24 protein-coding genes are annotated in these 26,102 nt (G+C 62.0%); 13 read left to right on the top strand and 11 right to left on the bottom strand.

What is annotated here, in order from left to right:
• Positions 1 to 89 precede the first annotated feature (89 nt).
• The 5 genes from WF331_RS27115 to WF331_RS27095 form a co-directional block, all read right to left on the bottom strand.
• Positions 90 to 623, bottom strand: coding sequence for a DUF3299 domain-containing protein (locus tag WF331_RS27115; RefSeq protein ID WP_161775560.1), 534 nt, complete (start codon positions 621 to 623; stop codon positions 90 to 92).
• 48 nt (positions 624 to 671) lie between these two features.
• Complete coding sequence (locus WF331_RS27110; RefSeq protein WP_003253308.1) at positions 672 to 917, bottom strand: GlsB/YeaQ/YmgE family stress response membrane protein; 246 nt, start codon at positions 915 to 917, stop codon at positions 672 to 674.
• Between the two features lie 108 nt (positions 918 to 1,025).
• Positions 1,026 to 2,108: a 5-(carboxyamino)imidazole ribonucleotide synthase gene (locus WF331_RS27105; protein WP_016502259.1), complete on the bottom strand. Its 1,083-nt coding sequence runs from the start codon at positions 2,106 to 2,108 to the stop codon at positions 1,026 to 1,028.
• A gap of 10 nt (positions 2,109 to 2,118) precedes the next feature.
• Positions 2,119 to 2,610: a 5-(carboxyamino)imidazole ribonucleotide mutase gene (purE, locus tag WF331_RS27100; protein ID WP_016489856.1), complete on the bottom strand. Its 492-nt coding sequence runs from the start codon at positions 2,608 to 2,610 to the stop codon at positions 2,119 to 2,121.
• A 171-nt stretch (positions 2,611 to 2,781) separates the two neighbouring features.
• A complete protein-coding gene (locus WF331_RS27095) occupies positions 2,782 to 3,714 on the bottom strand; it encodes a LysR substrate-binding domain-containing protein (protein ID WP_162471777.1) in 933 nt (310 codons plus the stop codon).
• Between the two features lie 182 nt (positions 3,715 to 3,896).
• Between WF331_RS27095 and aspA the strand changes: the two genes are divergently transcribed.
• The 4 genes from aspA to WF331_RS27075 all read left to right on the top strand — a co-directional run bounded on the left by aspA (position 3,897) and on the right by WF331_RS27075 (position 8,859).
• The gene (gene aspA, locus WF331_RS27090) at positions 3,897 to 5,321 is read left to right on the top strand and encodes an aspartate ammonia-lyase (RefSeq protein WP_041168153.1); all 1,425 of its coding nucleotides are present in this window, start codon (positions 3,897 to 3,899) and stop codon (positions 5,319 to 5,321) included.
• Positions 5,322 to 5,502: 181 nt separating this feature from the next.
• Positions 5,503 to 6,495 (top strand): AraC family transcriptional regulator, encoded by a 993-nt coding sequence (locus WF331_RS27085; RefSeq protein WP_016502262.1) that lies wholly within the window; start codon positions 5,503 to 5,505, stop codon positions 6,493 to 6,495.
• Between the two features lie 217 nt (positions 6,496 to 6,712).
• Positions 6,713 to 7,756, top strand: coding sequence for a histone deacetylase family protein (locus WF331_RS27080; RefSeq protein WP_197897394.1), 1,044 nt, complete (start codon positions 6,713 to 6,715; stop codon positions 7,754 to 7,756).
• The gene (locus WF331_RS27075) at positions 7,756 to 8,859 is read left to right on the top strand and encodes a polyamine ABC transporter substrate-binding protein (RefSeq protein ID WP_340623495.1); all 1,104 of its coding nucleotides are present in this window, start codon (positions 7,756 to 7,758) and stop codon (positions 8,857 to 8,859) included. The genes WF331_RS27080 and WF331_RS27075 overlap by 1 nt, the downstream gene beginning before the upstream one ends.
• 100 nt (positions 8,860 to 8,959) lie before the next feature.
• On the opposite strand, the gene pdxR is transcribed toward WF331_RS27075, so the two are convergent.
• Complete coding sequence (pdxR, locus tag WF331_RS27070) at positions 8,960 to 10,489, bottom strand: MocR-like pyridoxine biosynthesis transcription factor PdxR (RefSeq protein ID WP_340623494.1); 1,530 nt, start codon at positions 10,487 to 10,489, stop codon at positions 8,960 to 8,962.
• Positions 10,490 to 10,579: 90 nt separating this feature from the next.
• Between pdxR and WF331_RS27065 the strand changes: the two genes are divergently transcribed.
• From WF331_RS27065 to WF331_RS27055, 3 genes are read left to right on the top strand one after another with little or no spacing between them, the layout of a single operon-like run.
• A complete protein-coding gene (locus WF331_RS27065) occupies positions 10,580 to 11,209 on the top strand; it encodes an FMN-binding negative transcriptional regulator (RefSeq protein WP_340623493.1) in 630 nt (209 codons plus the stop codon).
• Between the two features lie 11 nt (positions 11,210 to 11,220).
• Complete coding sequence (locus WF331_RS27060) at positions 11,221 to 11,667, top strand: GNAT family N-acetyltransferase (protein ID WP_016502267.1); 447 nt, start codon at positions 11,221 to 11,223, stop codon at positions 11,665 to 11,667.
• A gap of 7 nt (positions 11,668 to 11,674) precedes the next feature.
• Positions 11,675 to 12,346: a GNAT family N-acetyltransferase gene (locus tag WF331_RS27055; protein ID WP_049273955.1), complete on the top strand. Its 672-nt coding sequence runs from the start codon at positions 11,675 to 11,677 to the stop codon at positions 12,344 to 12,346.
• Between the two features lie 184 nt (positions 12,347 to 12,530).
• On the opposite strand, the gene oadA is transcribed toward WF331_RS27055, so the two are convergent.
• Complete coding sequence (gene oadA / locus WF331_RS27050) at positions 12,531 to 14,336, bottom strand: sodium-extruding oxaloacetate decarboxylase subunit alpha (protein WP_016502269.1); 1,806 nt, start codon at positions 14,334 to 14,336, stop codon at positions 12,531 to 12,533.
• 11 nt (positions 14,337 to 14,347) lie between these two features.
• Positions 14,348 to 15,763, bottom strand: coding sequence for an acetyl-CoA carboxylase biotin carboxylase subunit (locus WF331_RS27045; protein WP_016502270.1), 1,416 nt, complete (start codon positions 15,761 to 15,763; stop codon positions 14,348 to 14,350).
• A gap of 189 nt (positions 15,764 to 15,952) precedes the next feature.
• Between WF331_RS27045 and WF331_RS27040 the strand changes: the two genes are divergently transcribed.
• Positions 15,953 to 16,915, top strand: a complete 963-nt coding sequence (locus WF331_RS27040; protein WP_340623492.1) for a LysR family transcriptional regulator — start codon at positions 15,953 to 15,955, stop codon at positions 16,913 to 16,915.
• Here the strand turns inward: WF331_RS27040 and WF331_RS27035 are convergent.
• Together WF331_RS27035 and hexR are read right to left on the bottom strand one after the other, a co-directional pair.
• Positions 16,857 to 17,075 carry a PA3496 family putative envelope integrity protein gene (locus WF331_RS27035; RefSeq protein WP_340623491.1) on the bottom strand — a complete coding sequence of 73 codons (219 nt, stop codon included), beginning with the start codon at positions 17,073 to 17,075 and terminating at the stop codon, positions 16,857 to 16,859. The genes WF331_RS27040 and WF331_RS27035 overlap by 59 nt on opposite strands.
• Positions 17,076 to 17,286: 211 nt before the next feature.
• Entirely contained in the window at positions 17,287 to 18,153 is an 867-nt protein-coding gene (hexR, locus tag WF331_RS27030; RefSeq protein WP_016489869.1) for a transcriptional regulator HexR, read from the bottom strand.
• 103 nt (positions 18,154 to 18,256) lie between these two features.
• Between hexR and zwf the strand changes: the two genes are divergently transcribed.
• From zwf to WF331_RS27005, 5 genes are all read left to right on the top strand, one after another.
• Positions 18,257 to 19,699, top strand: coding sequence for a glucose-6-phosphate dehydrogenase (gene zwf, locus WF331_RS27025; protein ID WP_284359285.1), 1,443 nt, complete (start codon positions 18,257 to 18,259; stop codon positions 19,697 to 19,699).
• 81 nt (positions 19,700 to 19,780) lie between these two features.
• Positions 19,781 to 20,104, top strand: coding sequence for a hypothetical protein (locus WF331_RS27020; protein WP_284359288.1), 324 nt, complete (start codon positions 19,781 to 19,783; stop codon positions 20,102 to 20,104).
• A gap of 118 nt (positions 20,105 to 20,222) precedes the next feature.
• Positions 20,223 to 22,409 (top strand): DNA helicase II, encoded by a 2,187-nt coding sequence (gene uvrD, locus WF331_RS27015; RefSeq protein ID WP_016502275.1) that lies wholly within the window; start codon positions 20,223 to 20,225, stop codon positions 22,407 to 22,409.
• Positions 22,410 to 22,541: 132 nt separating this feature from the next.
• A complete protein-coding gene (locus WF331_RS27010; RefSeq protein ID WP_016502276.1) occupies positions 22,542 to 23,396 on the top strand; it encodes a Tim44 domain-containing protein in 855 nt (284 codons plus the stop codon).
• Between the two features lie 114 nt (positions 23,397 to 23,510).
• Complete coding sequence (locus tag WF331_RS27005) at positions 23,511 to 23,918, top strand: SMI1/KNR4 family protein (protein ID WP_016502277.1); 408 nt, start codon at positions 23,511 to 23,513, stop codon at positions 23,916 to 23,918.
• Between the two features lie 195 nt (positions 23,919 to 24,113).
• On the opposite strand, the gene WF331_RS27000 is transcribed toward WF331_RS27005, so the two are convergent.
• Positions 24,114 to 25,874, bottom strand: coding sequence for a cation:proton antiporter (locus WF331_RS27000; protein ID WP_016502278.1), 1,761 nt, complete (start codon positions 25,872 to 25,874; stop codon positions 24,114 to 24,116).
• Positions 25,875 to 26,102 lie beyond the last annotated feature (228 nt).

The raw sequence follows: 26,102 nt of genomic DNA, 5'->3' as shown, positions 1-26,102 counted from the left end.
TGAACAGTCAGAATCGGGCATTTAGTCCCACCACCCCTTCAAGTCTAACCATACAAGCGGGCAAGCCCGCGAAGAGGCCGGGCCAGGTGTCAGAGGTCTGCGTCTTCCACCACCCTCACCTTCCCCGCATCCAGCGCATAGGCCGCATCGGCCAGGTCATTGCTGACCTTTTCCACCTTCAGCTTGCCGCTGACCCACAGCGGTGTGTAGATATCATCGATCTTCAACCCTTTCGGGTAGCGCACCAGCACCAGCTGGTTGGGCGGCGGAGGCGGCACATGGATGCACGCGCCTGGGTAAGGCACCAGGAAGAACAGCGTGCTGTTGCCCTTGGCGTCGCTTTCCAGTGGCACCGGGTAGCCGCCCAGGCGAATGTCCTTGCCGTTCATGGCCGCCACGGTCTTGGTCGAATACATCACCGCTGGCAGGCCCTTGCTCTGCTTCAGCCCGCCCTTGTCGGTAAAGGTGCCCATGGCTTCCGGCGAGTTGTGGTCGATTTCGGGCATTTGCTCGAGCGCCTTCTGGTCCGACTTGGGCATCAGCTCCAGCCAGTCGGTTTCAGGCAATTCGGCATGGGCCAGGGTACTGGCCAACAATAGGGGGACGAGGAAAAAGGCTCGCATGGCAATGCTCGGCAACTCGAATGAATTGCCGGGCATTCTAACCAGTATTCAGCGTTTCTTGATGAATCCGTAGATCACCAGAAGGACCACGGCGCCGACCAGCGCGCCAAGGAAGCCCGCCGCCTGCCCGGCCTGGTAGATGCCCAGGGCCTGGCCGCCATAAGTAGCCAACAAGGAGCCGGCGATGCCCAGCAGGATGGTCATGATCCAGCCCATGCTGTCGTCGCCCGGCTTGATGAAGCGGGCCAGCAGGCCGACGATGAGGCCGATGAAGATGGTTCCAATGATGCCCATGGCAATCCCTCTGCAGTGAATATGGAACAAGCCAAAGCCTAGACGGGCTTTGGCTTGTTGCCATGTTCAGAGGGCAAGCCGCTTGCAGAAGTTCGATTTACAGCCCGATCAGTTGCTGATCAGAGCCTCTACTTCGGCAATCTTGCGCTCGAGGGTGGCCATGTCATGGCAGCGCAGGGTGGCGTGGCCAACCTTGCGGCCGACCTTGAAGGCCTTGCCGTAGTGGTGCAGGTGGCAGTCGCCGATGGCGACAACCTTGTCCACGGCCGGCACTTCACCGATGAAGTTGAGCATCGCGCTCTCGCCCACCTTGGCGGTCGAGCCCAGCGGCAGGCCGGCAACGGCGCGCAGGTGGTTCTCGAACTGGCTGCACTCGGCGCCTTCAATGGTCCAGTGCCCGGAATTGTGCACGCGCGGGGCGATTTCGTTGGCCTTCAGGCCACCGTCAACCTCGAAGAACTCGAAGGCCATGACGCCGACGTAGTCCAGCTTCTGCAGCACACGGCCCACGTAGTCTTCGGCCAGGGCCTGCAGCGGGTGCGCCTGGCTGGCAACCGACAGGCGCAGGATGCCGCTTTCGTGGGTGTTGTGCACCAGCGGGTAAAAGCGGGTTTCGCCATCACGGGCACGCACGGCCACCAGCGACACTTCGCCGGTAAACGGTACGAAGCCTTCCAGCAGGCACGGCACGCTGCCCAGCTCGGCGAAGGTGCCTACCACGTCTTCTGGCGTGCGCAGCACCTTCTGGCCCTTGCCGTCGTAACCCAGGGTGCGGGTTTTCAGCACGGCCGGCAGGCCGATGCTGGCTACCGCAGCGTCCAGGTCTGCCTGGGAGAGGATGTCGGCGAAGGCCGGGGTCGGGATACCCAGGTCGCGGAACATGCTCTTTTCAAACAGACGGTCGCGGGCGATGCGCAGCGCTTCGGCGCTGGGGTACACCGGCACGAACTGCGAGAGGAAGGCCACGGTCTCGGCCGGGACGCTTTCGAACTCGAAGGTGACCAGGTCGACTTCGTCGGCCAGCTGGCGCAGGTGGTCCTGGTCGCCGTAGTCGGCACGCAGGTGCTCGCCCAACGGCGCGGCACAAGCGTCCGGTGCCGGGTCGAGGAAAGCGAAGTTCATGCCCAGCGGGGTGCCCGCCAGGGCCAGCATGCGGCCCAGCTGGCCGCCACCGATTACACCGATCTTCATGGGTTGAGCCTCAAGCCTGGCGCGGGTCTGGGTTGTCCAGCACAGTGTCGGTCTGTTCCGTGCGGAACTGCTTGAGCGCCGCGTGGTACTGCGGGTACTTGGCGCCCAGGATGCTGGCCGACAGCAGCGCAGCGTTGATCGCACCGGCACGGCCGATGGCCAGCGTGGCAACCGGCACGCCGGCTGGCATCTGCACGATCGACAGCAGCGAATCGACACCCGACAGCATCGACGACTGCACCGGCACGCCCAGCACCGGCAGGTGGGTCTTGGCGGCGCACATGCCTGGCAGGTGGGCTGCGCCACCGGCACCGGCGATGATCACCTCGATGCCGCGGCCTTCGGCCTCCTCGGCATACTGGAACAGCAGATCCGGGGTGCGGTGGGCAGAAACCACCTTCACTTCGTAGGGAATGCCGAGTTTTTCCAGCATATCGGCGGTGTGGCTAAGGGTGGACCAATCGGACTTGGAGCCCATGATCACGCCAACCAGTGCACTCATCGTCGAGCCTCTTCGCTTGTGCGCCCGCGGGCGCGTCAAAAAACAACAAGCCACGCGGGACGACCGGCGTGGCTTGTTTGCTGATCTGGACCGGACGCATCCGGTCGAAAGGCCGCGCAGTATACCGTAAGGTGGTGCGTTTAAGGCACCCCGGCGACCAACTGTCGGGCCTTATTTTTCGGGGCTTTGGCTGACTTTTGGGTCAACCGTGGCCGTACCCTCGAGCTTGCGCCACAACAGCCTGACGTTGGCCTTGCGCACCAGGGCGCAGCGGTACAGGCGAATTTCCAGTGGCACGTGCCACTGGCTGCCGCCGCAGACGGCCAGCTCGCCCCGTTCCAGCTCGCCACGCATCGACAGGCGCGGTACCCAGGCAATACCCATGCCCTCAAGCGCCATGCTCTTGAGGCTGTCGGCCATGGCGGTTTCATAGACCGTGGTATAGCGCAGGTTGCGCTGGCGCAGCAGCAAATTGACCGACCGGCCCAGGAAGGCGCCAGCGGTATAGGCCAACAACGGCACGCTGCCCTCACCTTCCAGGTCGAACAACGGCTTGCCCTCGCCATCCACGGCGCACACCGGCAACATTTCGGTGTTGCCCATGTGCAACGACGGGAAGATCTCGGCATCCATCTGCAGGGCCGCGTCCGGGTCATAGAAGGCCAGCATCAGGTCGCAGCCACCTTCACGTAATGCATGCACGGCATCTCCGACGTTAGTCGCAACCAGGCGGGTGGCGATGTTCAAACCGTCGTTGCGCAACTGGGCCACCCACCGGGGGAAGAAGCCCGACGCCAGGGAGTGTGCCGCAGCCACCTGCACCACCTCGCCCTGCCCGCCCTCAAGATGATGCAAATGGCGGAGAATTTCGCTTAACTGGTCGACAACAGTGCGCGCCGTGACGAGAAAAAGCTGGCCGGCCTCTGTCAGTTCGATGGGCGTGCGGGAACGATTCACCAGTTGCAGCCCCAACGCCGCTTCGAGGCTGCGAATACGCCGGCTGAAGGCCGGTTGGGTGACGAAACGCCGCTCTGCGGCCTGGGAAAAACTGCGGGTAGAAGCCAGCGCACTGAAATCTTCCAGCCATTTGCTTTCAAGGTTCACGAAGCACATCTCCCGGCGTGCACCAAAATGGAACACGCTCGAATGTCAATTGGCGTCACATGAAACACTATGCCGTTTGTGCATAGGTTAGCGTGCAACAGCATTGGCCGCAAAATCACCTTCAGGCCTAGGATTGGCGCCATTCCGGCATGTGCCGGGTCAATATCGAGATGATATACATCATGTCCTCCGCTGCATCGTTCCGCGTCGAAAAAGATCTGTTGGGTACCCTTGAAGTTCCTGCTGATGCCTACTACGGCATCCAGACCCTGCGCGCTGCCAACAACTTCCACCTCTCCGGCGTTCCGCTGTCGCACTACCCGAAACTGGTAGTCGGCCTGGCGATGGTCAAGCAGGCAGCTGCTGACGCCAACCGTGAGCTGGGGCACTTGAGCGATGCCAAGCACGCCGCGATCAGCGCAGCCTGCGCACGACTGATCAAGGGCGACTACCACGAGCAGTTCGTGGTGGACATGATTCAAGGCGGTGCTGGTACTTCTACCAACATGAACGCCAACGAAGTCATCGCCAACATCGCGCTGGAGGCCATGGGCCACCAGAAGGGTGAGTACCAGTACCTGCACCCGAACAACGATGTGAACATGGCGCAGTCGACCAACGACGCCTACCCGACCGCTATCCGTCTGGGCCTGCTGCTGGGTCACGATGCCCTGCTGGCCAGCCTCGACAGCCTGATCCAGGCCTTCGCTGCCAAAGGTAAAGAGTTCGACCACGTACTGAAGATGGGCCGTACCCAGCTGCAGGACGCCGTGCCGATGACCCTGGGCCAGGAATTCCGCGCCTTCGCCACCACCATGACCGAAGACCTCAACCGTCTGCGTTCGCTGGCGCCTGAGCTGCTGACCGAAATCAACCTGGGTGGTACTGCCATTGGTACCGGCATCAACGCCGACCCGGGCTACCAGATGCTCGCCGTACAGCGCCTGGCAACCATCAGCGGCCAGCCGCTGGTACCGGCTGCCGACCTGATCGAAGCCACCTCCGACATGGGCGCCTTCGTGCTGTTCTCCGGCATGCTCAAGCGTACCGCGGTCAAGCTGTCGAAGATCTGCAACGACCTGCGCCTGCTGTCCAGCGGCCCGCGCACCGGCATCAACGAGATCAACCTGCCAGCGCGTCAGCCAGGCAGCTCGATCATGCCAGGCAAGGTCAACCCGGTTATCCCGGAAGCCGTCAACCAAGTCGCCTTCGCCATCATGGGCAACGACCTGGCCCTGACCGTCGCCGCCGAAGGTGGCCAGCTGCAGCTGAACGTGATGGAGCCGCTGATCGCCTACAAGATCTTCGACTCGATCCGCCTGCTGCAACGCGCCATGGACATGCTGCGCGAGCACTGCATCGTCGGCATCACTGCCAACGAACAGCGCTGCCGTGAACTGGTCGAACACTCGATCGGCCTGGTCACCGCCCTGAACCCGTACATCGGCTACGAAAACGCCACCCGTATCGCCCGCGTTGCCCTGGAAACCGGCCGCGGCGTACTGGAACTGGTGCGCGAAGAGAAGCTGCTGGATGAAGAGATGCTCAACGACATCCTGCGTCCGGAAAACATGATCGCTCCACGTCTGGTTCCGCTGAAGGCGTAACCCGGCCGCTGCAAACAGTCTCACCAGGTTAAGGGACTAGACACCTCTCAACCTTTCAAGGCCCGAGCGATTGCTTCGGGCCTTTTTTTTTGCCTGAGAGATGGTGGGGTCGCAAGCGGCACCGGGATATCGGCACACAACTTGCTCCATAATGCGTCCCAGCCCCCCGGGATTACCCAGCATGCTGCACAGCCACCTGACCACCCTCAACGCAGTTTCGCTGATCCTCAACGTCTTCCAGGCAGACGGTTGCGAGGCTTCGGCGCTGCTGGCCGGCAGCGGCATTGGCCCGGCAGACCTGGGGCACGCCGATGCACGCATCACCACCCAGCAGGAACTGCAGGTGTGCGCCAACGCCGTAGCCCGGCGCGAGGACATCGGCCTGGAACTGGGCCGCCGCATGCACGTGTCGTGCTACGGCATGCTGGGTTACGCCCTGCTCTCCAGTGCCACTTTGGGTGACGCCTTGCGCCTGGCGCTGCAATATCCGGCACTGCTGGGAACAGTCTTCAAGCTGCGGTTGATCGACGATGGCCAGCGGGTCTGGTTCAGCGCCAGCGATTACCACGACAGCCCGGCGCTGAGCGCTTTCAACGCAGAATTCTGCATGGTGTCGCTGAAAGTCATTTGCGACGACCTGCTTGGCCGCACGCTACCATTGCTGGCCGCCCGCTTCGAGCACCCACGGCCCGGCTATCACGCGCGCTATGCCGGTGCATTCCAGTGCCCCGTCGGTTTCGCCGCCGAGGACAATGCCTTTGCCTTCGAGCGGCGCTGGCTGGATACGCCCCTGCCGCTGGCCGACCCGATTACCCACCAAGCCATGAGCGAGCGCTGCCGGCGCCTGAACCTTGAGTTCACCGGCCGTCAGGCCTGGCTGGGGCGGATTCGCCAGCTGCTGGCACAGCAACTGGATGCCGCGCCTGGGCTGGAAGGCCTGGCACGGCAGATGAACTGCTCCTCGCGCACCTTGCGCCGGCATTTGCAGGCGCTGGGCAGCAGTTATCAACAGCTGCTGGACGAGCTCAGGTTCGAGCGCGCCAAGCAGTTGCTGGCCGATGAGCAGATGCCCATCTACCGTATTGCCGAAACGTTGGGGTTCAGCGAGACGGCCAGTTTCCGCCATGCCTTCCAGCGCTGGAGCGGTGTGGCGCCCAGCCACTTCCGCGGTTGACCTGTTCCGGCCCTATCGCCGGCAAGCCGGCTCCCACAGGTACTGCGCTGCATTCAAGGCCTGTGCGGTACTTGTGGGAGCTGGCTTGCCGGCGATAGGGCCAGCACAGGCTAATCAACCTTGGCCACATCGATCCCCTTTTGGCCATTTGCGTCGTTCTCCGCTACTGACCCGCCGCTGACAATGGACCCACGCCAGTACCCACCGGAGAACAACAATGCTGACGATCTATTCCGATGACCACCGCCTGCACCATGGCCGCTGCGAGCTGATCGACGGCAAGCTGATGCCCTGCTTCGAAATGCCTTCGCGCGCCGACCATGTGCTCGACCAGGTGAAAAAGCGCAACCTCGGCGACGTCCAGGGCCCGACCGACTTCGGCCGTGCGCCGTTGCTGCGCATCCACAGCGCCGACTACCTGAACTTCTTCGAAGGCGCCTGGGCCCGCTGGGCTGCACTGGGCCAGGAAGGCGACCTGCTGCCGTTCACCTGGCCTGCTCGCACCCTGCGCCAGGTAAAACCCACTGGCCTGCACGGTGAGCTGGGCTATTACAGCTTCGATGCCGGTGCGCCGATCACCGCTGGCACCTGGCAAGCGGCCTACAGCGCTGCCCAAGTCGCCCTTACCGCCCAGGCAGCAATCCAGCAAGGCGCCCATTCGGCGTTCGCGCTGTGCCGTCCGCCAGGGCACCACGCCGCAGGTGAAGTGATGGGCGGCTACTGCTACCTGAACAACGCTGCCATCGCCGCTCAGGCGTTCCTCGACCAGGGCAAGCGCAAAGTCGCCATCCTCGACGTCGACTACCACCACGGCAACGGCACCCAGGACATCTTCTACAGCCGCGACGACGTGTTCTTCGCCTCGATCCACGGTGACCCACAGGATGAATTTCCGTTCTTCCTCGGTTATGCAGACGAAACCGGCGAGGGTGCCGGCGAGGGCTGCAACATCAATTACCCATTGCCGGCCGGTAGCGATTGGGCCGCCTGGAACGCCGCCCTGGAAGACGCCTGCCAGCGCATCGCCCGCTATGACGCCGATGTACTGGTCATTTCGCTGGGCGTGGACACCTTCAAGGACGACCCCATCTCCCAGTTCAAGCTCGACAGCCCCGATTACCTGGAAATGGGCAAGCGCATCGCCCAGCTCGGCAAGCCGACCCTGTTCGTGATGGAAGGCGGCTACGCTGTGGAAGAAATCGGTATCAACGCGGTCAATGTGCTGGAAGGCTTCCAGCGCGCCCAGCCAGGAGCCCGGTAATGGTCCGACTCAAGCGTCTGCTCGCCCCGTTCATCGCTGCCACCCTGTTCACCGGTGCCCTGCAAGCCCAGGCCGAGCAGCGCACCTTGCGTGTGTATAACTGGTTCGATTACATCACCCCGCAGACCTTGACCGACTTCCAGAAGGACAGCGGCGTCAAACTGATCTACGACATCTTCGACACCAACGAAGCGCTGGAGGCCAAGCTGCTCACCGGCAACTCCGGCTATGACGTGGTGGTGCCGTCCAACGTGTTCCTCGCCAAGCAGATCGAGGCCGGGGTATTCCAGCCGCTGGACCGCAGCAAGCTGCCGAACTGGCAACACCTGGACCCGGCACTGATGAAGCTGATCGAGGCCAACGACCCGGGCAACAAGTTTGCGGTGCCGTACATGTACGGCACCGTGCTGATCGGCTTCAACCCGGCCAAGGTCAAGGCGGCGCTCGGCGACAATGCGCCGGTAGACAGCTGGGACCTGATCTTCAAGGAAGAGAACATCGCCAAGCTCAAGCAGTGCGGCGTGGCCCTGCTCGACTCGCCTTCGGAAATTCTGCCGCTGGCCCTGCAGTACCTGGGCTTGCCACCGAACAGTGACAAACCGGCCGACTACAAGAAGGCTGAGGCACTGATGCTGAAGATTCGCCCGTACATCACCTACTTCCACTCCTCGAAGTACATGGCAGACATCGCCAATGGCGATATCTGCGTGGCGGTGGGCTACAGCGGCAGCTTCTCACAGGCCGCCAACCGCGCCCGCGAAGCCAAGAACGACGTGGTAGTGGACATGCGCCTGCCCAAGGAAGGCGCGCCGATCTGGTTCGACATGCTGGCGATTCCGAAGAATGCGGCCAACCCGGAAGATGCCCATACGTTCATCAATTACCTGCTGCGGCCAGAGGTGATTGCGCCGATCAGCGACTTTGTCGGGTACCCCAACCCGAACAAGGATGCGACCGGCAAGGTGAACCCGGCGATTCGCAACAACCCCAACCTGTACCCGACGGCGGAGGCGATGGCCAAGCTGTATACCCTCAAGCCCCTTGCGCGGGATGCCGAGCGTGCCAGGACCCGGGCCTGGACGCGGATCAAGTCCGGCACCTGAGTCGCCTGCTTCGCGGGCATGCCCGCTCCCACATTGCTCGCATGCCACGCGGACTCTGTGGGAGCGGGCGCGCCCGCGAAGGGCCGCACAGCGGCCCCATTCACCTTCTCCAGGCCTTGCGCAGTTTCATCAGCGCCTCGGCAATCTCCACCTCCGGAACCGCTGCAAAGCCCAGCACCAGCCCTGCCCGCTTATCCACAGGCACCTCGCTGTCCGCCAACCAGAAATTACTCAGCGGCGTAACCTCCACACCCACCGCTTCAGCCTTGGCCACCAGTGCCTGCTCCCGCGCAAAGTTATCCACATCAACCTTCACGTGCAGCCCGGCCGCCACTGCCGGCATGGCGCCCAAACCTGGAATATCCACAGGCCAGCCTGCCTTGAGCACATTGCGTCGGCTCAACGCTGCCTTGCGCATGCGCCGGATATGCCGCTGAAAGTGCCCGCGGGCGATGAACTCAGCCATCACGCATTGGTTGCTGACCTCAGAATGTCGTACCGCAAGCGCCTTGCCCTGGCTGAACGCCTGCGCCAACTGCGGTGGGAGTACCAGATAGCCCAGGCGCAGCGCCGGGAAGGCAATCTTGCCGAAGGTGCCGACGTACAGTACCCGCCCGTGCCGGTCGAGTGCCGCCAACGGAGCCAAAGGCGCGCCGCTGTACCGGTACTCGCCGTCGTAGTCGTCCTCGATGATCCAGCCATCGTTGCGGTCAGCCCAGGCCAGCAGTTCCAGGCGACGCGCCAGGCTCATGGTTACCCCGGTCGGGTATTGGTGAGCAGGCGTCACGTAGGCCAGCCGGCAATCCTCCAACTGACCGAGCCGGCCGCAGTCCATCCCCTCTTCATCCACCGGTACGCCAAGCACTCGGCCACCCGCCAGTGCGAAAGCATGGCCAGCCGCCCGATACCCCGGGTTTTCCACAGCCACACCGTCGCCAGGTTGCAACAGCAACTGTGCACAAAGGCTGATGGCCTGCTGTGCACCACTGGTGATCACAATTTGTTCAGCCATGCAACTCAGCCCACGCGAGCGACGCAAGTAGGCAGCGATCAGTTCGCGCAGCATCGGCTCGCCCGCAGGGTCGCCATAACCCAGTTGTGCGGGGCTGGGATTACGCCAGAAACCCGCCTGCAGCTTGGCCCAGACGTCAAACGGGAACAGGTCGAATGCGGGAATACCGACGCGAAAAGCACGCGGCTGGCCGCTTCTTGGCGGCGGCAAATGGTTGGTTTTCAGCCGCTGAAAAGCCCCGCTGGAACGTCGGTTGCTGGATAAATCCTCAGTGTCTTTTACTGGAAATGTGGATAAGTCTGTTGATAACCCATGGGATAACCCTGTGGATACTTGTGTGGATAGTTTTGGTAGCCGGCTTACATAGGTGCCATCGCCTACCCGGCTTTCGATGTAGCCCTCGGCGTACAACTGGTCATAAGCCCGCACCACGCTGTTGCGTGACAGCAACAGCATGGTGGCCAACTCGCGGGTGGCCGGCAGCCGGGTACCGCTGCTCAAACGGCCGTCCAGCACTCGCGCGCGCAGCGCCTGGTACAGCTGCTGGCTGAGCCCGCGGCGGCGGTCCAAGGCGATTCCGGAAGGGTCGAAAGGCAAGACGAGGGGGTTATCGCTCATGGCATTGGACCTATCAAAACAGGCAGTAATGGCTCTTACCCAGAACCAATAGCCTGCCTAGGATGGCACCATTGCACAAGGAAACCGAGCATGTACAACAGCAAACCCCACCAGGAGCACGACCTCGGCCGCCTGCACCAGCACATGCTCGACACCCGCCTGGCCGTGCTGGTCAGCCAAGGGGAGCAAGGCTTGTTGGCCACACACCTGCCGGTACTGCTCGACACGGGCGAAGGCGAGTTTGGCACCGTCTATGCGCACCTGGCACGGGCCAACCGCCAATGGCAGGACCTGGCACAAGGTGGCGAAGCCCTGCTGGTCTTCCCCGGCGCCGATGCCTATGTCAGCCCCGGCTACTACCCAAGCAAAGCCGATAACCCCAAGGTCGTGCCGACCTGGAACTACCTGGCCGTACACGCCTATGGCCCGGCGGAGGTGATCCACGACGCAGCAACGTTACTGACTATCGTCAGCCGCCTGACCGAGCGCCACGAACAAGGCCGCAACGAACCATGGAGCGTCGCCGATGCCCCGGCTGATTACATCGACGGCATGCTCCGCGCCATCGTCGGTATCCGTCTGCCCATCGCCCGCCTGCAAGGTGCGCGCAAGCTCAGCCAGAACCGCTCCGCGCAAGACATCTCCGGCGTGCGTGAAGGCCTGAGCGCCAGCCCTGATCAACTGGACAACCAACTCGCGGCGCACATGCGCCAACTGTGAAGGAATAGCCCATGCCCAGCGTTACCCTGCGCCCCGTCAACGCCCAAGACCATGCCGCCTGGCTCGCCCTGTGGCAGGCCTACCTGCACTTCTATGAAACCGAGTTGGCCGATGAAGTCAGCCTCAGCACCTGGCAGCGCCTGCTCGACCCACGTGAGCCGACCCATTCGGCACTGGCCTGGGTCGATGGCAAGGCGGTGGGGATGGTCAACTTCATCTACCATCGTTCCAACTGGAGCATCGAAAACTCCTGCTACCTTCAGGACCTGTACGTGGACAGCTCGCAACGTGGCCTGGGCATTGGTCGCCAGCTGATCGAGCACGTCTACACCACAGCCAAGGCCGACAACTGCATCAAGGTGCACTGGCTGACCCACGAAACCAATGCCACCGCCATCAGCCTGTATCAGCAGGTTGCCGAGCGCTCGGGCTTCATTCAATTCCGCAAAGGCTTGTAGGCCGAACATGACAGACGTATTGAACTGGAAACCCGCTGCAACGCCCGAGGCCGAGCCTATTGACGGCCGCTTCATCCGCCTGGAAAAGCTCGACACGGCGCGCCATGGCGACGACCTCTGGGAAGTGCTGCAAGGCCCAACCGCCGACCCGGCGCTGTGGGACTACCTGCCCTATGGCCCGTTCGCCGAACGTGCTGCCTTCGACCGTTGGCTGGAGGGCAACGCCGCGGGGCGCGACCCGCTGTTCTACACCGTCATCGACCGCCCCAGCGGCCAGGCCCAGGGCATTCTCAGCCTGATGTCGATCGTGCCCGACCACGGCCGCATCGAAATCGGCCACATCGCCTTCGGCGCCGCCATGCAGCGCACACCCAAGGGCACCGAGGCGGTGTACCTGCTGGGCAAGCTGGGCTTCGAACTGGGCAACCGCCGGCTGGAGTGGAAGTGCAACAACGCCAACGCGCGCTCCAAGCGCGCGGCGCAACGGTTCGGCTTCGTCTACGAAGGGGTGTTCCGCAAGCACTTGGTGGTGAAGGACCACAACCGCGATACGGCGTGGTATTCGATCACCGATGATGAATGGCCAGCAGTGGCTGCGGGGTTCGAACGGTGGTTGAGCGAGGAAAACCAGCAGCCGGGAGGCCAGGTAGAAACGCTTGAGGCATGCCGTAAAAGCTGACAAATGTGGCTGATCAGCTGGCCTCTTCGCGGTTAAACCCGCTCCCACAGGTTCACCACTGACCTCAAGGCTTGTGGAAATCCTGTGGGAGCGGGTTTACCCGCGAAGAGGCCGGCAAATCCAGCACAAAAAAAGGGGAGCATCCGCTCCCCAGAGGTTAACCGCTTGTAGATGAAGGCTTATCTCAGCCTTCGATCTCGATCAGGATCTCACCCGGCGTCACGCGATCGCCCTTGGCCACATGGATAGCCACGACCTTGCCGGCGATGGCCGCCTGCACTTCGGTTTCCATCTTCATGGCTTCGGTGATCAGCACGGCCTGGCCAGCCTTGACCACGTCACCTTCCTTGACCAGTACATCGACGATGTTGCCTGGCATGTTGGTGCTGACGTGGCCTGGGTCGGTGGCTTGCTTGCGCTTGCTGCCGCCGCCGACGAACTCGTTGAGTGGCTCGAACACCACTTCTTCCGGCATGCCGTCGATCGACAGGTAGAAGTGGCGCTTGCCTTCGGCCTTCACGCCAACGCCAGTAATGTCGACACGGTAGGTTTCGCCGTGCACGTCGATGACAAACTCGGTCGGGACGCCTTCACCGCCTGGCGCAGAAACGGCGCCAGCCTCTGGAATTGGCAACAACGCTTCCGGGGTAAGGGTGCCGGCTTCGCGCTCTTCGAGGAACTTGCGGCCAATGTCCGGGAACATGGCGAACGTCAGCACGTCTTCTTCGCAACGGGCCAAGGCACCGATGTCGGCACGCAGCTTGGTCATCTCCGGCTTCAGCAGGTCGGCCGGGCGCACGTCGATCACTTCTTCGCTGCCGATGGCCTGGCGGCGCAGCTGCTCGTTGACCACACCCGGGGCCTTGCCGTAACCGCCTTGCAGGTACAGCTTCACTTCGTTGGTGATGGTCTTGTAGCGCTCGCCGGCCAGCACGTTGAAGAACGCCTGGGTACCGACGATCTGCGAGGTCGGCGTCACCAGCGGCGGGAAGCCGAGGTCTTCACGCACACGCGGGATCTCTGCCAGCACTTCGTTCATGCGGTTGAGCGCGCCCTGCTCTTTCAGCTGGTTGGCCAGGTTGGAAATCATGCCGCCCGGCACCTGGTTGACCTGCACGCGGGTGTCCACGGCCGTGAACTCGCTTTCGAACTGGTGGTACTTCTTGCGCACGGCGTAGAAGTACAAGCCGATTTCCTGCAGCAGCTCCAGGTCCAGGCCGGTGTCGAACTCGCTGCCCTTGAGCGCAGCAACCATCGACTCGGTACCCGGGTGGCTGGTGCCCCAGGCGAAGCTGGAGATTGCGGTGTCGATGTGGTCGGCGCCGTTTTCCACCGCTTTCAGCTGGCACATGGCGGCCAGGCCGGCAGTGTCGTGGGAGTGGATGAACACCGGCAGCGACTGCTCGGCCTTCAGCGCCTTGACCAGTTCACCAGCGGCGAATGGGGTCAGCAGGCCGGCCATGTCCTTGATTGCCACCGAGTCGCAACCCATGGCTTCCATCTGCTTGGCCTGGGCAACAAAGGCATCGATGGTGTGCACAGGGCTGACCGTGTAGGCGATGGTGCCCTGGGCGTGCTTGCCGGCGGCCTTGACCGCTTCGATGGCCACGCGCAGGTTACGCACGTCGTTCATGGCGTCGAAGATGCGGAACACATCGATGCCGTTTACCGCAGCCTTGGCGACAAAGGCCTTGACCACGTCGTCGCTGTAGTGGCGGTAGCCCAGCAGGTTCTGACCGCGCAGCAGCATTTGCAGGCGGGTGTTGGGCAAGGCTGCACGCAGCTTGCGCAGGCGCTCCCATGGGTCTTCCTTGAGGAAGCGCACGCAGGCGTCGAAGGTGGCGCCGCCCCAGACTTCCAGCGACCAGTAGCCGACTTTGTCGAGCTTGTCGCAGATCGGCAGCATGTCTTCGGTACGCATGCGGGTGGCCAGCAGGGACTGGTGGGCGTCGCGCAGGATCGTGTCGGTTACGTGAATTTTCTTGGACATTATAGGTTTCCTCACAGGCCTGCGTGGGCGGCGATGGCGGCGGCGATGGCCAGGGCCAGCTCTTCGGGTTTGCGCTTGATCGAGTAGTTGGTCAGCTCAGGGTGGCTTTCGACGAAGCTGGTATTGAACTGCCCGCTACGGAATTCCGGGTTGCGCAGGATTTCCTGGTAGTACGCGGCGGTGGTCTTCACCCCTTGCACGCGCATGTCATCCAGGGCTCGCAGGCCGCGGTCCATGGCCTCTTCCCAGGTCAACGCCCACACCACCAGTTTCAGGCACATGGAGTCGTAGAAGGGCGGAATGGTGTAGCCGGTGTAGATCGCTGTATCGGTACGAACACCCGGGCCGCCGGGGGCGTAGTAACGGGTGATCTTGCCGAAGCTGGGCAGGAAGTTGTTCTTCGGGTCTTCCGCGTTGATGCGGAACTGCAACGCGTAGCCGCGGTGCTGGATGTCTTCCTGCTTCACCGACAGCGGCAGGCCCGAGGCGATGCGAATCTGCTCACGGACAATGTCGATACCGGTGATTTCCTCGGTGATGGTGTGCTCCACCTGCACCCGGGTGTTCATTTCCATGAAGTACACCTCGCCATCGGCGAGCAGGAACTCCACGGTGCCGGCGTTCTCGTAGTTCACCGCCTTGGCCGCACGTACCGCCAGGTCGCCGATGTAGGCGCGCTGCTCGGGCGTGAGCTGGGGGCTTGGAGCAATTTCGATGAGCTTCTGGTTACGGCGCTGGATCGAGCAATCGCGCTCGAACAGGTGCACCACGTTGCCGAAGCTGTCACCGAGGATCTGTGCCTCGATATGCTTGGGGTTGACGATGCACTTTTCCAGGAACACTTCGGCCGAACCAAAGGCCTTGGTGGCCTCGGAAATCACCCGTGGGAAGTTCTGTTCCAGCTCTTCGCGGCTGTTGCAACGGCGAATACCGCGGCCGCCGCCACCGGAGGTGGCCTTGAGCATCACCGGGTAACCGATGCGCTCACCTTCGCTCAGGGCTTCATGAATATCGGCAACGTTGCCTTCGGTGCCCGGGGTTACCGGCACACCGGCGGCAATCATGGTGCGGCGCGCTTCGGTCTTGTCGCCCATGCCGCGAATGACGTTTGCGGCGGGGCCGATGAACTTGATCCCGCGCTCGGCGCAGATCTCTGCCAGTTCAGCGTTTTCCGACAGGAAGCCGTAGCCCGGGTGCAGGGCATCACAGCCGGTTTCCACAGCCAGGTTCACCAGCTTGCGCGGGTTCAGGTAACCGGCCAGCGGCTCGGCACCAATGCTGTGGGCTTCGTCGGCGCGCTTGACGTGCAATGCGTGCCGATCGGCGTCGGAATAGATCGCTACCGAGCGTATGCCCATCTCGGCGCAGGCACGCACGATCCGAACTGCGATTTCACCTCGGTTGGCGATCAGGATTTTTTTTATCACTGGAGTCTTCCCAAAGCCGTAGGAACAGTCGAGCCGGTTCTACCGGTCGGCGCGTGGCCAGGCGTTGCTGGCCAGTCGCGTATTCACCCTAGCGCTGTGGTTCGATAAACAAAAATCAATATTTGTTAGAGGCAACATTAGTAAAAGCTTATAGTGCAGTTACAAGGTGTTGCCGATGGGCGGGTAAAAATGCGTAAGTCATTGATGCGTATGACTTTGCGTCAATTGCAGATCCTCAACGAGGTGTGCGATTTACGCTCGTACAGCCGTGCGGCGGAGGAGATGTCGCTGACACAACCCGCCGTTAGTCTACAGATCCGCCAGCTCGAAGAGCTGATCGGCCAGCCGCTGTTCGAGTACGTGGGCAAGAAGCTCTACCTGACCGAAGCGGCCGAAGCCCTGCAACGCGCCAGCCGCGACATCTTCGGGCGCCTCGAGAGCCTGGACATGCAGCTGTCGGACATGCAGGGCTCACTGCAGGGGCAGCTCAAACTGGCGATCGAGTCCAGCGCCAAGTACTTCGTGCCACACCTGTTCGCCGCCTTCAAGCAGCGTCACCCGGAGGTCAACCTGACCCTGACGGTGGTCAATCGCGCCCAGGCCATCCGCCGCCTTTCGGATAACCGCGACGACATCATCATCATGTCGATGGTGCCGCAGGACATGGGCCTGGAATTTCTGCCGTTCCTCAACAACCCGATCATCGCGGTGGCACCGCCCGAGCACCCGCTGTGCAAGCTGGACCAGCTGCGCCTTCAGGACCTGGAGCCTCATACCCTGCTGGTACGCGAACAAGGCTCAGGTACGCGCAAGGCCTGCGAGGAGTATTTCAAGGACAAGCGCGTGCATTTCACCCAGACCCTGGAGGTGGCCTCGGCCGATGCCCAGCGCGAGTGCGTCATCGCCGGCCTGGGGATTGCCCTGCTGACGCGCCATGCGGTCAACCTGGAGCTGGCCACCGGTGCGCTGAAGGAGTTACCGGTGGAAGAGCTGCCGCTGTACCGCAGCTGGTGCGTGGTGCAGTCCAAGGCCAAGCGGCAGTCGCCGGTGGCCTTGGCGTTTCTGGCGTTCATCCGCAGCGAACGTGCGCTGATCAGCGCGCTTGTTGAGCGTTTTTCTGGGAAGTTGCCGCTGAAGACTGCCACACTGTGAGTGCTTGCAACTCGGGATAATCCACCAGGTCGCGCAGCAGTTGACGTTGGTCGCAATACACCTCGATCGCGCGGCGGTATTCCATGCGGCGCTGATCTTTTTCCTGCTGCTTGCGAGCTTTGGCGTTGGGTTGGTAGATACCGTCGTGGTCACGTGCCATTGCCTGTCTCCCAGATAGGATGCGGGAGTTTCAGACTGGCCTTGAAGGTTTACGGTTTGGCTGTGGGATGGTGACAGAATCGTGAATTTTTACTGCCTGTAGCGGCCTCTTCGCGGGCTTGCCCGCTCCCACAGGTACTGTGCACCTTTTTGATTCGGTGCAATTGCTCTGGAAGCGGGCAAGCCCGCGAAGAGGCCGCTACAGGTTGAATTCAGTCATCTGTAGCCTTGATCGACTTGGGCGACAAACGCAGGCTGCGCAAGCTGCGCTTCACGCTTTTCAGGTGGTTGACCAGGCTCGGGCCGCGCGCCATGGCGACGCCCATGGCCAACACGTCGATTACCACCAGGTGAGCGATACGCGAGGTCAGCGGGGTGTAGATTTCGGTGTCTTCATGCACGTCTATCGCCAGGTTCACGGTCGACAGCTCGGCCAGCGGCGTCTGGCTTGGGCACAGGGTAATCAGGTTGGCACCGCTCTCACGCACCAGGTTGGCGGTGATCAGCAGGTCCTTGGAACGGCCCGACTGGGAAATGCACACCGCCACATCGCCAGGCCTCAAGGTTACTGCCGACATCGCCTGCATGTGCGGGTCGGAATACGCGGCCGCACTGAGCAGCAGGCGGAAGAACTTGTGCTGGGCGTCCGCCGCAACCGCGCCGGATGCACCAAAGCCATAGAACTCCACACGCTGCGCCTGGGCCATGGCGCTCACGGCCTGTTGCAGCGCATGCGGGTCGAGGTGCTCGCGCACTTCCATCAACGTGTGCAGGGTGGTGTCGAAAATCTTCAGGCTGTAGTCGGCAACCGAGTCGTCTTCATGAATGGCGAACTGGCCAAAACTGGCCCCGGCGGCCAGGCTCTGCGCCAGTTTCAATTTCAGGTCCTGGAAGCCCGAGCAACCGATCGCCCGGCAGAAACGCACGATCGTCGGTTCACTGATACCCACGCTGTGCGCCAGGTCGGCCATCGAGCTGTGCATGACCGCAGCCGGGTCGAGCAGCACGTGGTCGGCCACTTTGAGTTCCGATTTGCGCAGCAGGTGGCGCGATTGGGCGATATGTTGCAACAGATTCACGGGCTGGACTCGGTTATGATCGACTGGCCGGGTTGTAGCTTTCTTGTAGTTATACTACATGGACGCCAACCCGCCCAGTTAAACGAACGTGGAGAGTGGCGGTTTGACTATTCCTTGCGACATTCTGGTGTTCGGTGGCACCGGCGATCTGGCCCTGCACAAACTCCTCCCGGCGCTCTATCACTTGTATCGCGAGGCGCGTCTGAACAACGCGGTACGCATCATCGCCCTCGCCCGCCGCAACATAAGCCGTAACGAATACCTCAAGCTCGCAGAACGCCATTGCCGAGCGCAGATTGCCCGCAATGACTTCGACGAAGACATATGGCAACGGTTTGCCGCGCGCCTCGACTACTTTCCCATGGATGCTTCGCAAAGCGCCGACTTCGGCCGCCTGACGCGCTACCTGGGCGAACCTGGCGGGCTGACGCGCATTTTCTACCTGGCCACCGCTCCCAACCTGTTCGTGCCGATTGCCAATCACCTGCGTAACGCAGGCCTGGCCGACCCCGAAGCGCGCATCGTGCTGGAGAAGCCGATTGGTCACTCGCTAGCCTCGGCCACCGCCATCAACGAAGCGATTGGCGCAGTGTTCGACGAAAACCAGGTATTTCGCATCGACCACTACCTGGGCAAGGAAACCGTGCAGAACCTCATGGCCCTGCGCTTCGCCAACGCCCTGTTGGAGCCGGTGTGGCGCAACAATCAGGTCGACCACGTCCAGATCAGCGTTTGCGAAACCCTGGGGGTAGAAAACCGCGGCGCCTACTACGACCGCGCCGGGGCAACCCGCGACATGCTGCAAAACCACCTGTTGCAGCTGCTGTGCCTGGTGGCCATGGAGCCACCTGCGCAGTTCGAGGCTGAAGCGGTGCGCGACGAAAAGGTGAAGATCCTGCGGGCCCTCAAACCCATCACCGGCCAGGACGTGCAGGACAAGACCGTGCGCGGTCAGTACGGTGCCGGGCACATCGGCGGCCAGGAGGTGCCGGCCTATTACTTCGAAAAGGACGTCGACAACGACAGCGATACCGAAACCTTCGTGGCCATCGAAGCGCACATCGACAACTGGCGCTGGGCAGGTGTGCCTTTCTACTTGCGCACCGGCAAGCGCATGGCGCGCCGCTCGTCGCAGATCGTCATCCAGTTCAAGCCGGTACCCCACGAGCTGTTCAGCGGTGGCCAGGTCAACCAGCTGTTGATCCAGCTGCAACCGGATGAGCGCATCAGCCTGCGCATGATGACCAAGAGCCCAGGCAAGGGCATGCGGCTGGAGCCGGTCGAGCTGGACCTGAACCTGGCTCAGGTATTCAGCCAGACCCGCCGCTGGGAAGCTTACGAACGCCTGCTGCTGGACATCGTGGAGGGTGATTCGACACTGTTCATGCGCCGCGATGAGGTGGAGGCGGCCTGGCACTGGATTGATCCGTTAATGAAGGGTTGGCAGGAACACTTTCAGGCGCCACGCCACTATGCCGCCGGGAGCAATGGCCCGGAACAGGCCGGTAGCCTGCTGGCCAGGCATGGCAGGCATTGGTACAGCTGAAGCGCTTCGCTCTGCTGTGCGGGCAGGTGCTGCAAGCACTCTGTCCTGGGAAGGTCATACCGCTCTTCCCAAGACAGGAGTATGGAAATGATCATCGAATGCAAAGGCTGGAAAGCCCATCACGACAAGATGCCACCAGGCACTCGCCTGCGGGTGCAGGGCACAATCACCGTGAGTCATGCAGGCATAGTCCCGGTACTGGTCAAGCGCAGAAAGCAGGACAGGTCCTTTGCACTGGCCCTGGAGCTTGAACTGCAGCAACAGGACGGTAACTTCATGCAGGTTGCCTGCGACAAGCAAGTGACGTTCGAAACGCAAGACGAGCACGGCCAGATCCCGAAGGTGGACATTATCCACGACGGTAAACTGATCGCCTGCATCACCGACATCGTGGAAACCCATTGATGTAGACGCGGCGGCCACTGCAAGCGCATCGCTTGTAGTGGCCGCTTTGTATGTTTGCCAGGGTGAATATTTATACAGTGCCATTTACCCTTCCCCTGCTGCGCCCTAGAATGGCCCGATGCACACAGATGACCTCTCCCTCCTGCTGAACTCCCTCAACGATGCTCAACGCCAGGCCGTCGCGGCCAAGCTCGGGCGTCAACTGGTGCTTGCTGGCGCCGGCTCCGGTAAAACCCGCGTGCTGGTGCACCGCATCGCCTGGCTTATCCAGGTGGAGCAGGCATCGCCGCATTCGATCCTGTCGGTGACCTTCACCAACAAGGCGGCGGCAGAAATGCGCCACCGGATCGAGCAACTGCTGGGGATCAACCCGGCAGGCATGTGGGTCGGCACCTTCCACGGCCTCGCCCATCGCCTGCTGCGGGCCCACTGGCAGGAAGCGCGGCTGGTGCAGAACTTCCAGATCCTCGACAGCGATGACCAGCAGCGCCTGATCAAGCGGGTCATGCGCGAGCTGGGCCTGGACGAGCAGAAGTGGCCGGCACGCCAGGCCCAGTGGTTCATCAACGGGCAGAAGGACGAAGGCCTGCGCCCGCAGCATATACAGGCTGGGGGCGACCTGTTCCTGGCGACCATGCGCGAGGTGTATACCGCCTACGAACAGGCCTGTGAGCGCGCCGGGGTCATCGACTTCTCCGAACTGTTGCTGCGCGCCCTGGACCTGTGGCGCGACCACCCGGGCCTGCTTGAGCACTACCAGCGGCGCTTCCAGCATGTGCTGGTAGACGAATTCCAGGATACCAACGCCGTGCAGTACGCCTGGCTGCGCCTGCTGGCACGCGGTGGTGCCAGCCTGATGGCGGTGGGCGACGACGACCAGTCGATCTACGGCTGGCGCGGTGCCAAGATCGAGAACATCCACCAGTACACGGCCGACTTCCCCGACGCCGAAATGATCCGCCTGGAGCAGAACTACCGCTCCACCGGCGGCATCCTCAAGGCCGCCAACGCGCTGATCGTCAACAACACCGGGCGCCTGGGCAAAGAACTGTGGACCGACATGGGCGAAGGCGAACCGCTGACCCTGTACGCGGCCTACAACGAGCACGACGAAGCGCGCTACGTGGTTGAAACCATCGAAAGCCTGGTCAAGCAGGGCAATGCGCGTAACGAAATCGCCATCCTGTACCGTTCCAACGCCCAGTCGCGGGTGCTGGAAGAGGCCCTGCTGCGCGAGCGTATCCCCTACCGCATCTATGGTGGCCAGCGCTTCTTCGAACGCGCCGAAATCAAGAACGCCATGGCTTACCTGCGGCTGATCGAAGGGCGTGGCAACGACGCGGCCCTGGAGCGGGTGATCAACGTGCCGCCACGCGGCATTGGCGAGAAGACCGTCGAAGCCATCCGTGAGCATGCCCGCCACAGCCAGCTGTCGATGTGGGAAGCCATGTGCCAGCTGCTGGCGGCCAAGGCCATGAAGGGCCGCGCCGCCAGCGCCCTGGGCGCCTTCATCGAGCTGATCGAGGGGTTGGCTGCCAAGGTCACGGACATGCCCCTGCATACCATGACCCAGACCACCATCGAACAGTCCGGGCTGATCACCTATCACCAGGAAGAAAAGGGTGAAAAGGGCCAGGCACGGGTAGAAAACCTTGAGGAACTGGTGAGCGCGGCGCGCAACTTCGAGTCCACCGACGAAGACGCCGATCTCTCGCCGCTCTCGGCCTTCCTCGGCCATGCCTCGCTCGAAGCCGGCGATACCCAGGCCGACGAGCATGAGGACAGCGTCCAGCTGATGACCTTGCACAGCGCCAAGGGCCTGGAGTTCCCGTATGTGTTCCTGGTGGGCATGGAAGAAGGCCTGTTCCCGCACAAGATGAGCCTGGAAGAGCCCGGCCGCCTGGAAGAGGAACGCCGCCTGGCCTATGTCGGGATTACCCGCGCCATGCGCCAACTGGTCATGACCTACGCCGAAACACGTCGCCTGTATGGCAGCGAGACCTACAACAAGGTGTCGCGTTTCGTACGTGAAATTCCGGCCGGCCTGATTCAGGAAGTGCGCCTGTCCAACAGCGTCAGCCGCCCGTTCAGTGGGGCCAAGACGGCCACCAACAGCAACCTGTTCGCCAATGCCAATATTCCGCAGACAGCGTTCAACCTCGGTCAGCGTGTGCAACATGCGGTGTTTGGCGAAGGCGTGATCCTCAACTTCGAGGGTTCGGGCGCCCAGGCACGGGTGCAGGTGAACTTTGCCGAAGGCAGCAAGTGGCTGATGCTGGGGTACGCCAAGCTCGAAGCCATCTGAAGACCAAGGCCGCCCTGCCGGGTGGCCTTGTAACATTCAGGCAAAAGCTCGAAACACTATGTCGCTGGTCATGTGCCCGGGAACCTGTGCACCATGACGCGCGTGCAAACCACAACAGGGGATATCCCACTTATGCAACGTTTTCTTAGCATCGCACTGGCGCTCTGCGTCGGCCTGACGCTGAGCCTGGACGCCAACGCCAAGCGTTTCGGCGGCGGCAAGAGCTCGGGCTCCGCGCCTATCCACCAGACCCGCCAGGCTACGCCAACCACGCCTGCCGCCGCACCGGCTGCCGCACCTGGTCGTGCAGCTCCGGCCGCCAGCGGTGCTTCGCGCTGGCTGGGCCCACTGGCCGGCCTGGCCGCCGGCGGCCTGCTGGCGTCCATGTTCATGGGCGACGGTTTCGAGGGCTTCCAGATCATGGACTTCCTGATCGTGGCGCTCATCGCCTTCCTGGTGTTCCGCTTCATTGCCGCACGCCGCCGCCAGCAGCAGCCGCAAATGGCCATGCCAGGCCATGCGCCGATGCAGCGTGAAGCTCACAACCAGCCGGCACAGCAATCGGTGTTTGGTGGTTCGGCTGCACCTGCCGCCGCTGCCCCGGTGATCAACGCCCCGGCCTGGTTCAACGAGCAAAGCTTCCTGGCTGCTGCCCGTAACCACTTCCAGTCGCTGCAGCAGCACTGGGATGCCAACGAAATGGACAAGATCACCGAGTTCGTCACCCCGCAAATGCTCGAGTTCCTCAAGCGTGAGCGTGCTGAACTGGGTGACGGCTTCCAGTCCACCTACATCGACAACCTCGAAGTACAGCTGGACGGTATCGACGACCGAGCCGACCGTACCGACGCCACCCTGACCTTCCGTGGCGTGTCGAAGAACTCGCGCTTCGACCAGGGCGAAGTGTTCAGCGAAAGCTGGCACATGGTTCGCGCCCCAGGCGAGAACCAGCCTTGGCTGGTCGCCGGTATCCGTCAAAACGGCTAACCGCAGCGTGCTGTACAAAAAACCCCGGGCCTGTCCCGGGGTTTTTGCTTTTGCCAGAGTGGCCTACTAGGGTATAACGCGCAGCGTTGTCATCTAGGTCAGAGGAAGTGAACCGTGGAAGAAGTGATCGAACAACTCCGTGAAGCCAATCAGCCAGTGCCGGTGCCCCTGGAGCTTCCCGACGAGGACCAGTTGGTCGAAATCGAAGAAGAGCTGTTCATCAACATACCGTTCGTGTTCAAAGAGTTTCTACTGACCGTCAGCGACGTGGTGTATGGCTCGCTGGAGCCGGTGACCGTCACCGACCCACAATCGCACACCTACCTGCCCGACGTCGCCGCCAACGCCTGGGATGCCGGCGTGCCGCGCGACCTGATTCCGCTGTGCCAGGACGGCGACAACTACTACTGCGTCGAAGAAGACGGCACCGTGGTGCTGTGGGATGCGGAAGAGGAAATCGCCGGTGAAGAGAGCTGGGAGTCGGTGTGGCACTGGGCGCGGGATGTTTGGCTGGAGAGCTGATCTCAATCTCTGCAGCGCCTGTGCGACCTGCGGGAGCGGGCAAGCCCGCGAAGAGGCCGGTACAAGCACAGGAAAATTTATGGCCCAGTGCCATCAATGTAGCTAGAATCGCCAGGCTTTCTGCGCCTGGCGACATTGCTACCGCTCCATCCCCTCGGACGACGATGAAATCTTGCGCAGGGAGCATTGCTCCCTTCAGTGCGTATTCTCGCGACTGTTTTCCAGCGTCTCCAGCAAGGCAATCTGCATGCGCGTGTGCACGCGGATGAACCAGCGCCACAACAAGGCCACCACCACTGCGGCCACCACGGCAATGACCAACAGCAACTCGCTGGTGGGCAGAATGCTCGCCGACAATGCCGACAGCAGCAGGAAAATCACCAGCAGTGACAACAGCGGAATAACTTCGGCGATCACGCGGCGTACACGCTGGGTATGCCGCCCGGCCATTTCCGGCTTCACGCCCATTTCTGCCAGCAGCATCGACAGCGCCTTGAGCTTGCGATAGGCAGCGATCAGGAATGGCAGCGACAGCAACAACGCCGCCCCCCAGATCATCGCCTTCTGCTGGCTGACATCGCTGACCCACTCACTGAGCCAGTTGCCGATACGCCCTGCAAAGTAACCACCACTGAAGAAGATGGCGATCACCAGCGCCAGGTTCACCCCCACCTGCAACAGGATGCGCCGGATCATTGCGGCCAGCATGGCGCTCTCGCCCTGCGGCTGGATGTTGCGCAACCACTCGCCATACAACGAAAGCACCCGCGCCAGGCGGCTGGGCACCACATTGCCAAGCTTTTGCGACAGCGGGTCGGCCGCACGGATCAGGTAAGGCGTCAACAGCGTGGTGATGGCCGATACTGCGACCGCCACCGGATATAGGAAGTCGCTGGTCACCTGCAGCGTCATGCCCAGCGCCGCGATGATGAAGGAAAACTCGCCAATCTGCGAAAGGCCCATGCCCACCCGCAGCGACGTGCGCCCGTCATTACCGGCAATGAACGCCCCCATGCCACAGGAGAGCATCTTGCCCAGTACCACCGCCAAGGTAATGACCACGATCGGCCAGGCGTAATCGACGAGTACCTGAGGGTCGATCATCAGGCCGATGGCGACGAAGAAGATGGCGCTGAACAGGTCACGTACCGGCTCGATCAGGCGTTCGATCTTCAGCAACTGTCGCGATTCGGCCATGATCGCGCCAATCAGGAAGGCGCCCAGCACCATGCTGTACTCCAGCTTGACCACCAACAGGCAGAAGCCGAAGCACAGGCCAAGCACGGTAATCAGCAGCATTTCGTTGCTTTCGAACTTGGCCACATAGGCCAGCAGCCGCGGTACCAGCAGAATGCCGATGACCAAGGCAACGATCATGAACAGCGACAATTTTCCTACGGTGGAGAACACTTCCCCCGAGCTGACCGAGCCGCTGACAGCGATGCCGGACAGCAGGGCGATAATGCCGATGCCGAGGATGTCCTCCACGATCAGTACGCCGAAGATCAGCTGGGCGAAGCGCTCGTTCTTCATCTTCAGGTCGTTCAGTGCCTTGACGATGATGGTGGTCGAGGAAATGGCCAGGATGGCGCCGAGGAACAGTGAATCCATTGTGCTCCAGCCGAACCAGCGGCCGATCTCGAAACCGATCCAGATCATCAGCACGATTTCCAGGAACGCCGCGATGAACGCCGTGGCGCCCACCTTGAACAGCTTGCGCAGGCTGAATTCGAGCCCCAGGCAGAACATCAGGAAGATCACCCCCAGTTCGGCAAGGATCTTGATGGTCTCTTCGTCATGGATCAGGCCGAATGGCGGGGTGTGCGGGCCGATGATGAAGCCGGCGACAATGTAGCCCAGCACCACCGGCTGCTTGAGGCGGTGAAAAACTATGGTGACCACGCCAGCGACCATCATGATGACTGCCAGGTCCTGGATGAAGCTGATGGCATGCATGGCGTGATACTCCTTTTCTCGTCTTTTTATGGATGCCTGGGCAGACCGCTCCTCTGCCAAGGCAAACCTGAGCGAGCAGCAAGTACATACTGTATTGAGTGCAGGAAAGCCCATGGTGCATGGGCGTACTCAGGTTAACATCGCGCCTCGCCGCAAATAGCCGGTGCAATATGCAGAAACAGATCGGCTGGAAAAGCGCCGCTGATGGCATGATCAGCGTGACGATGG

It is taken from the genome of Pseudomonas sp. YNh (genome assembly GCF_037993085.1).
Classification (GTDB): domain Bacteria; phylum Pseudomonadota; class Gammaproteobacteria; order Pseudomonadales; family Pseudomonadaceae; genus Aquipseudomonas; species Aquipseudomonas putida.
This window is presented reverse-complemented; position numbering and strand designations above follow the sequence as displayed.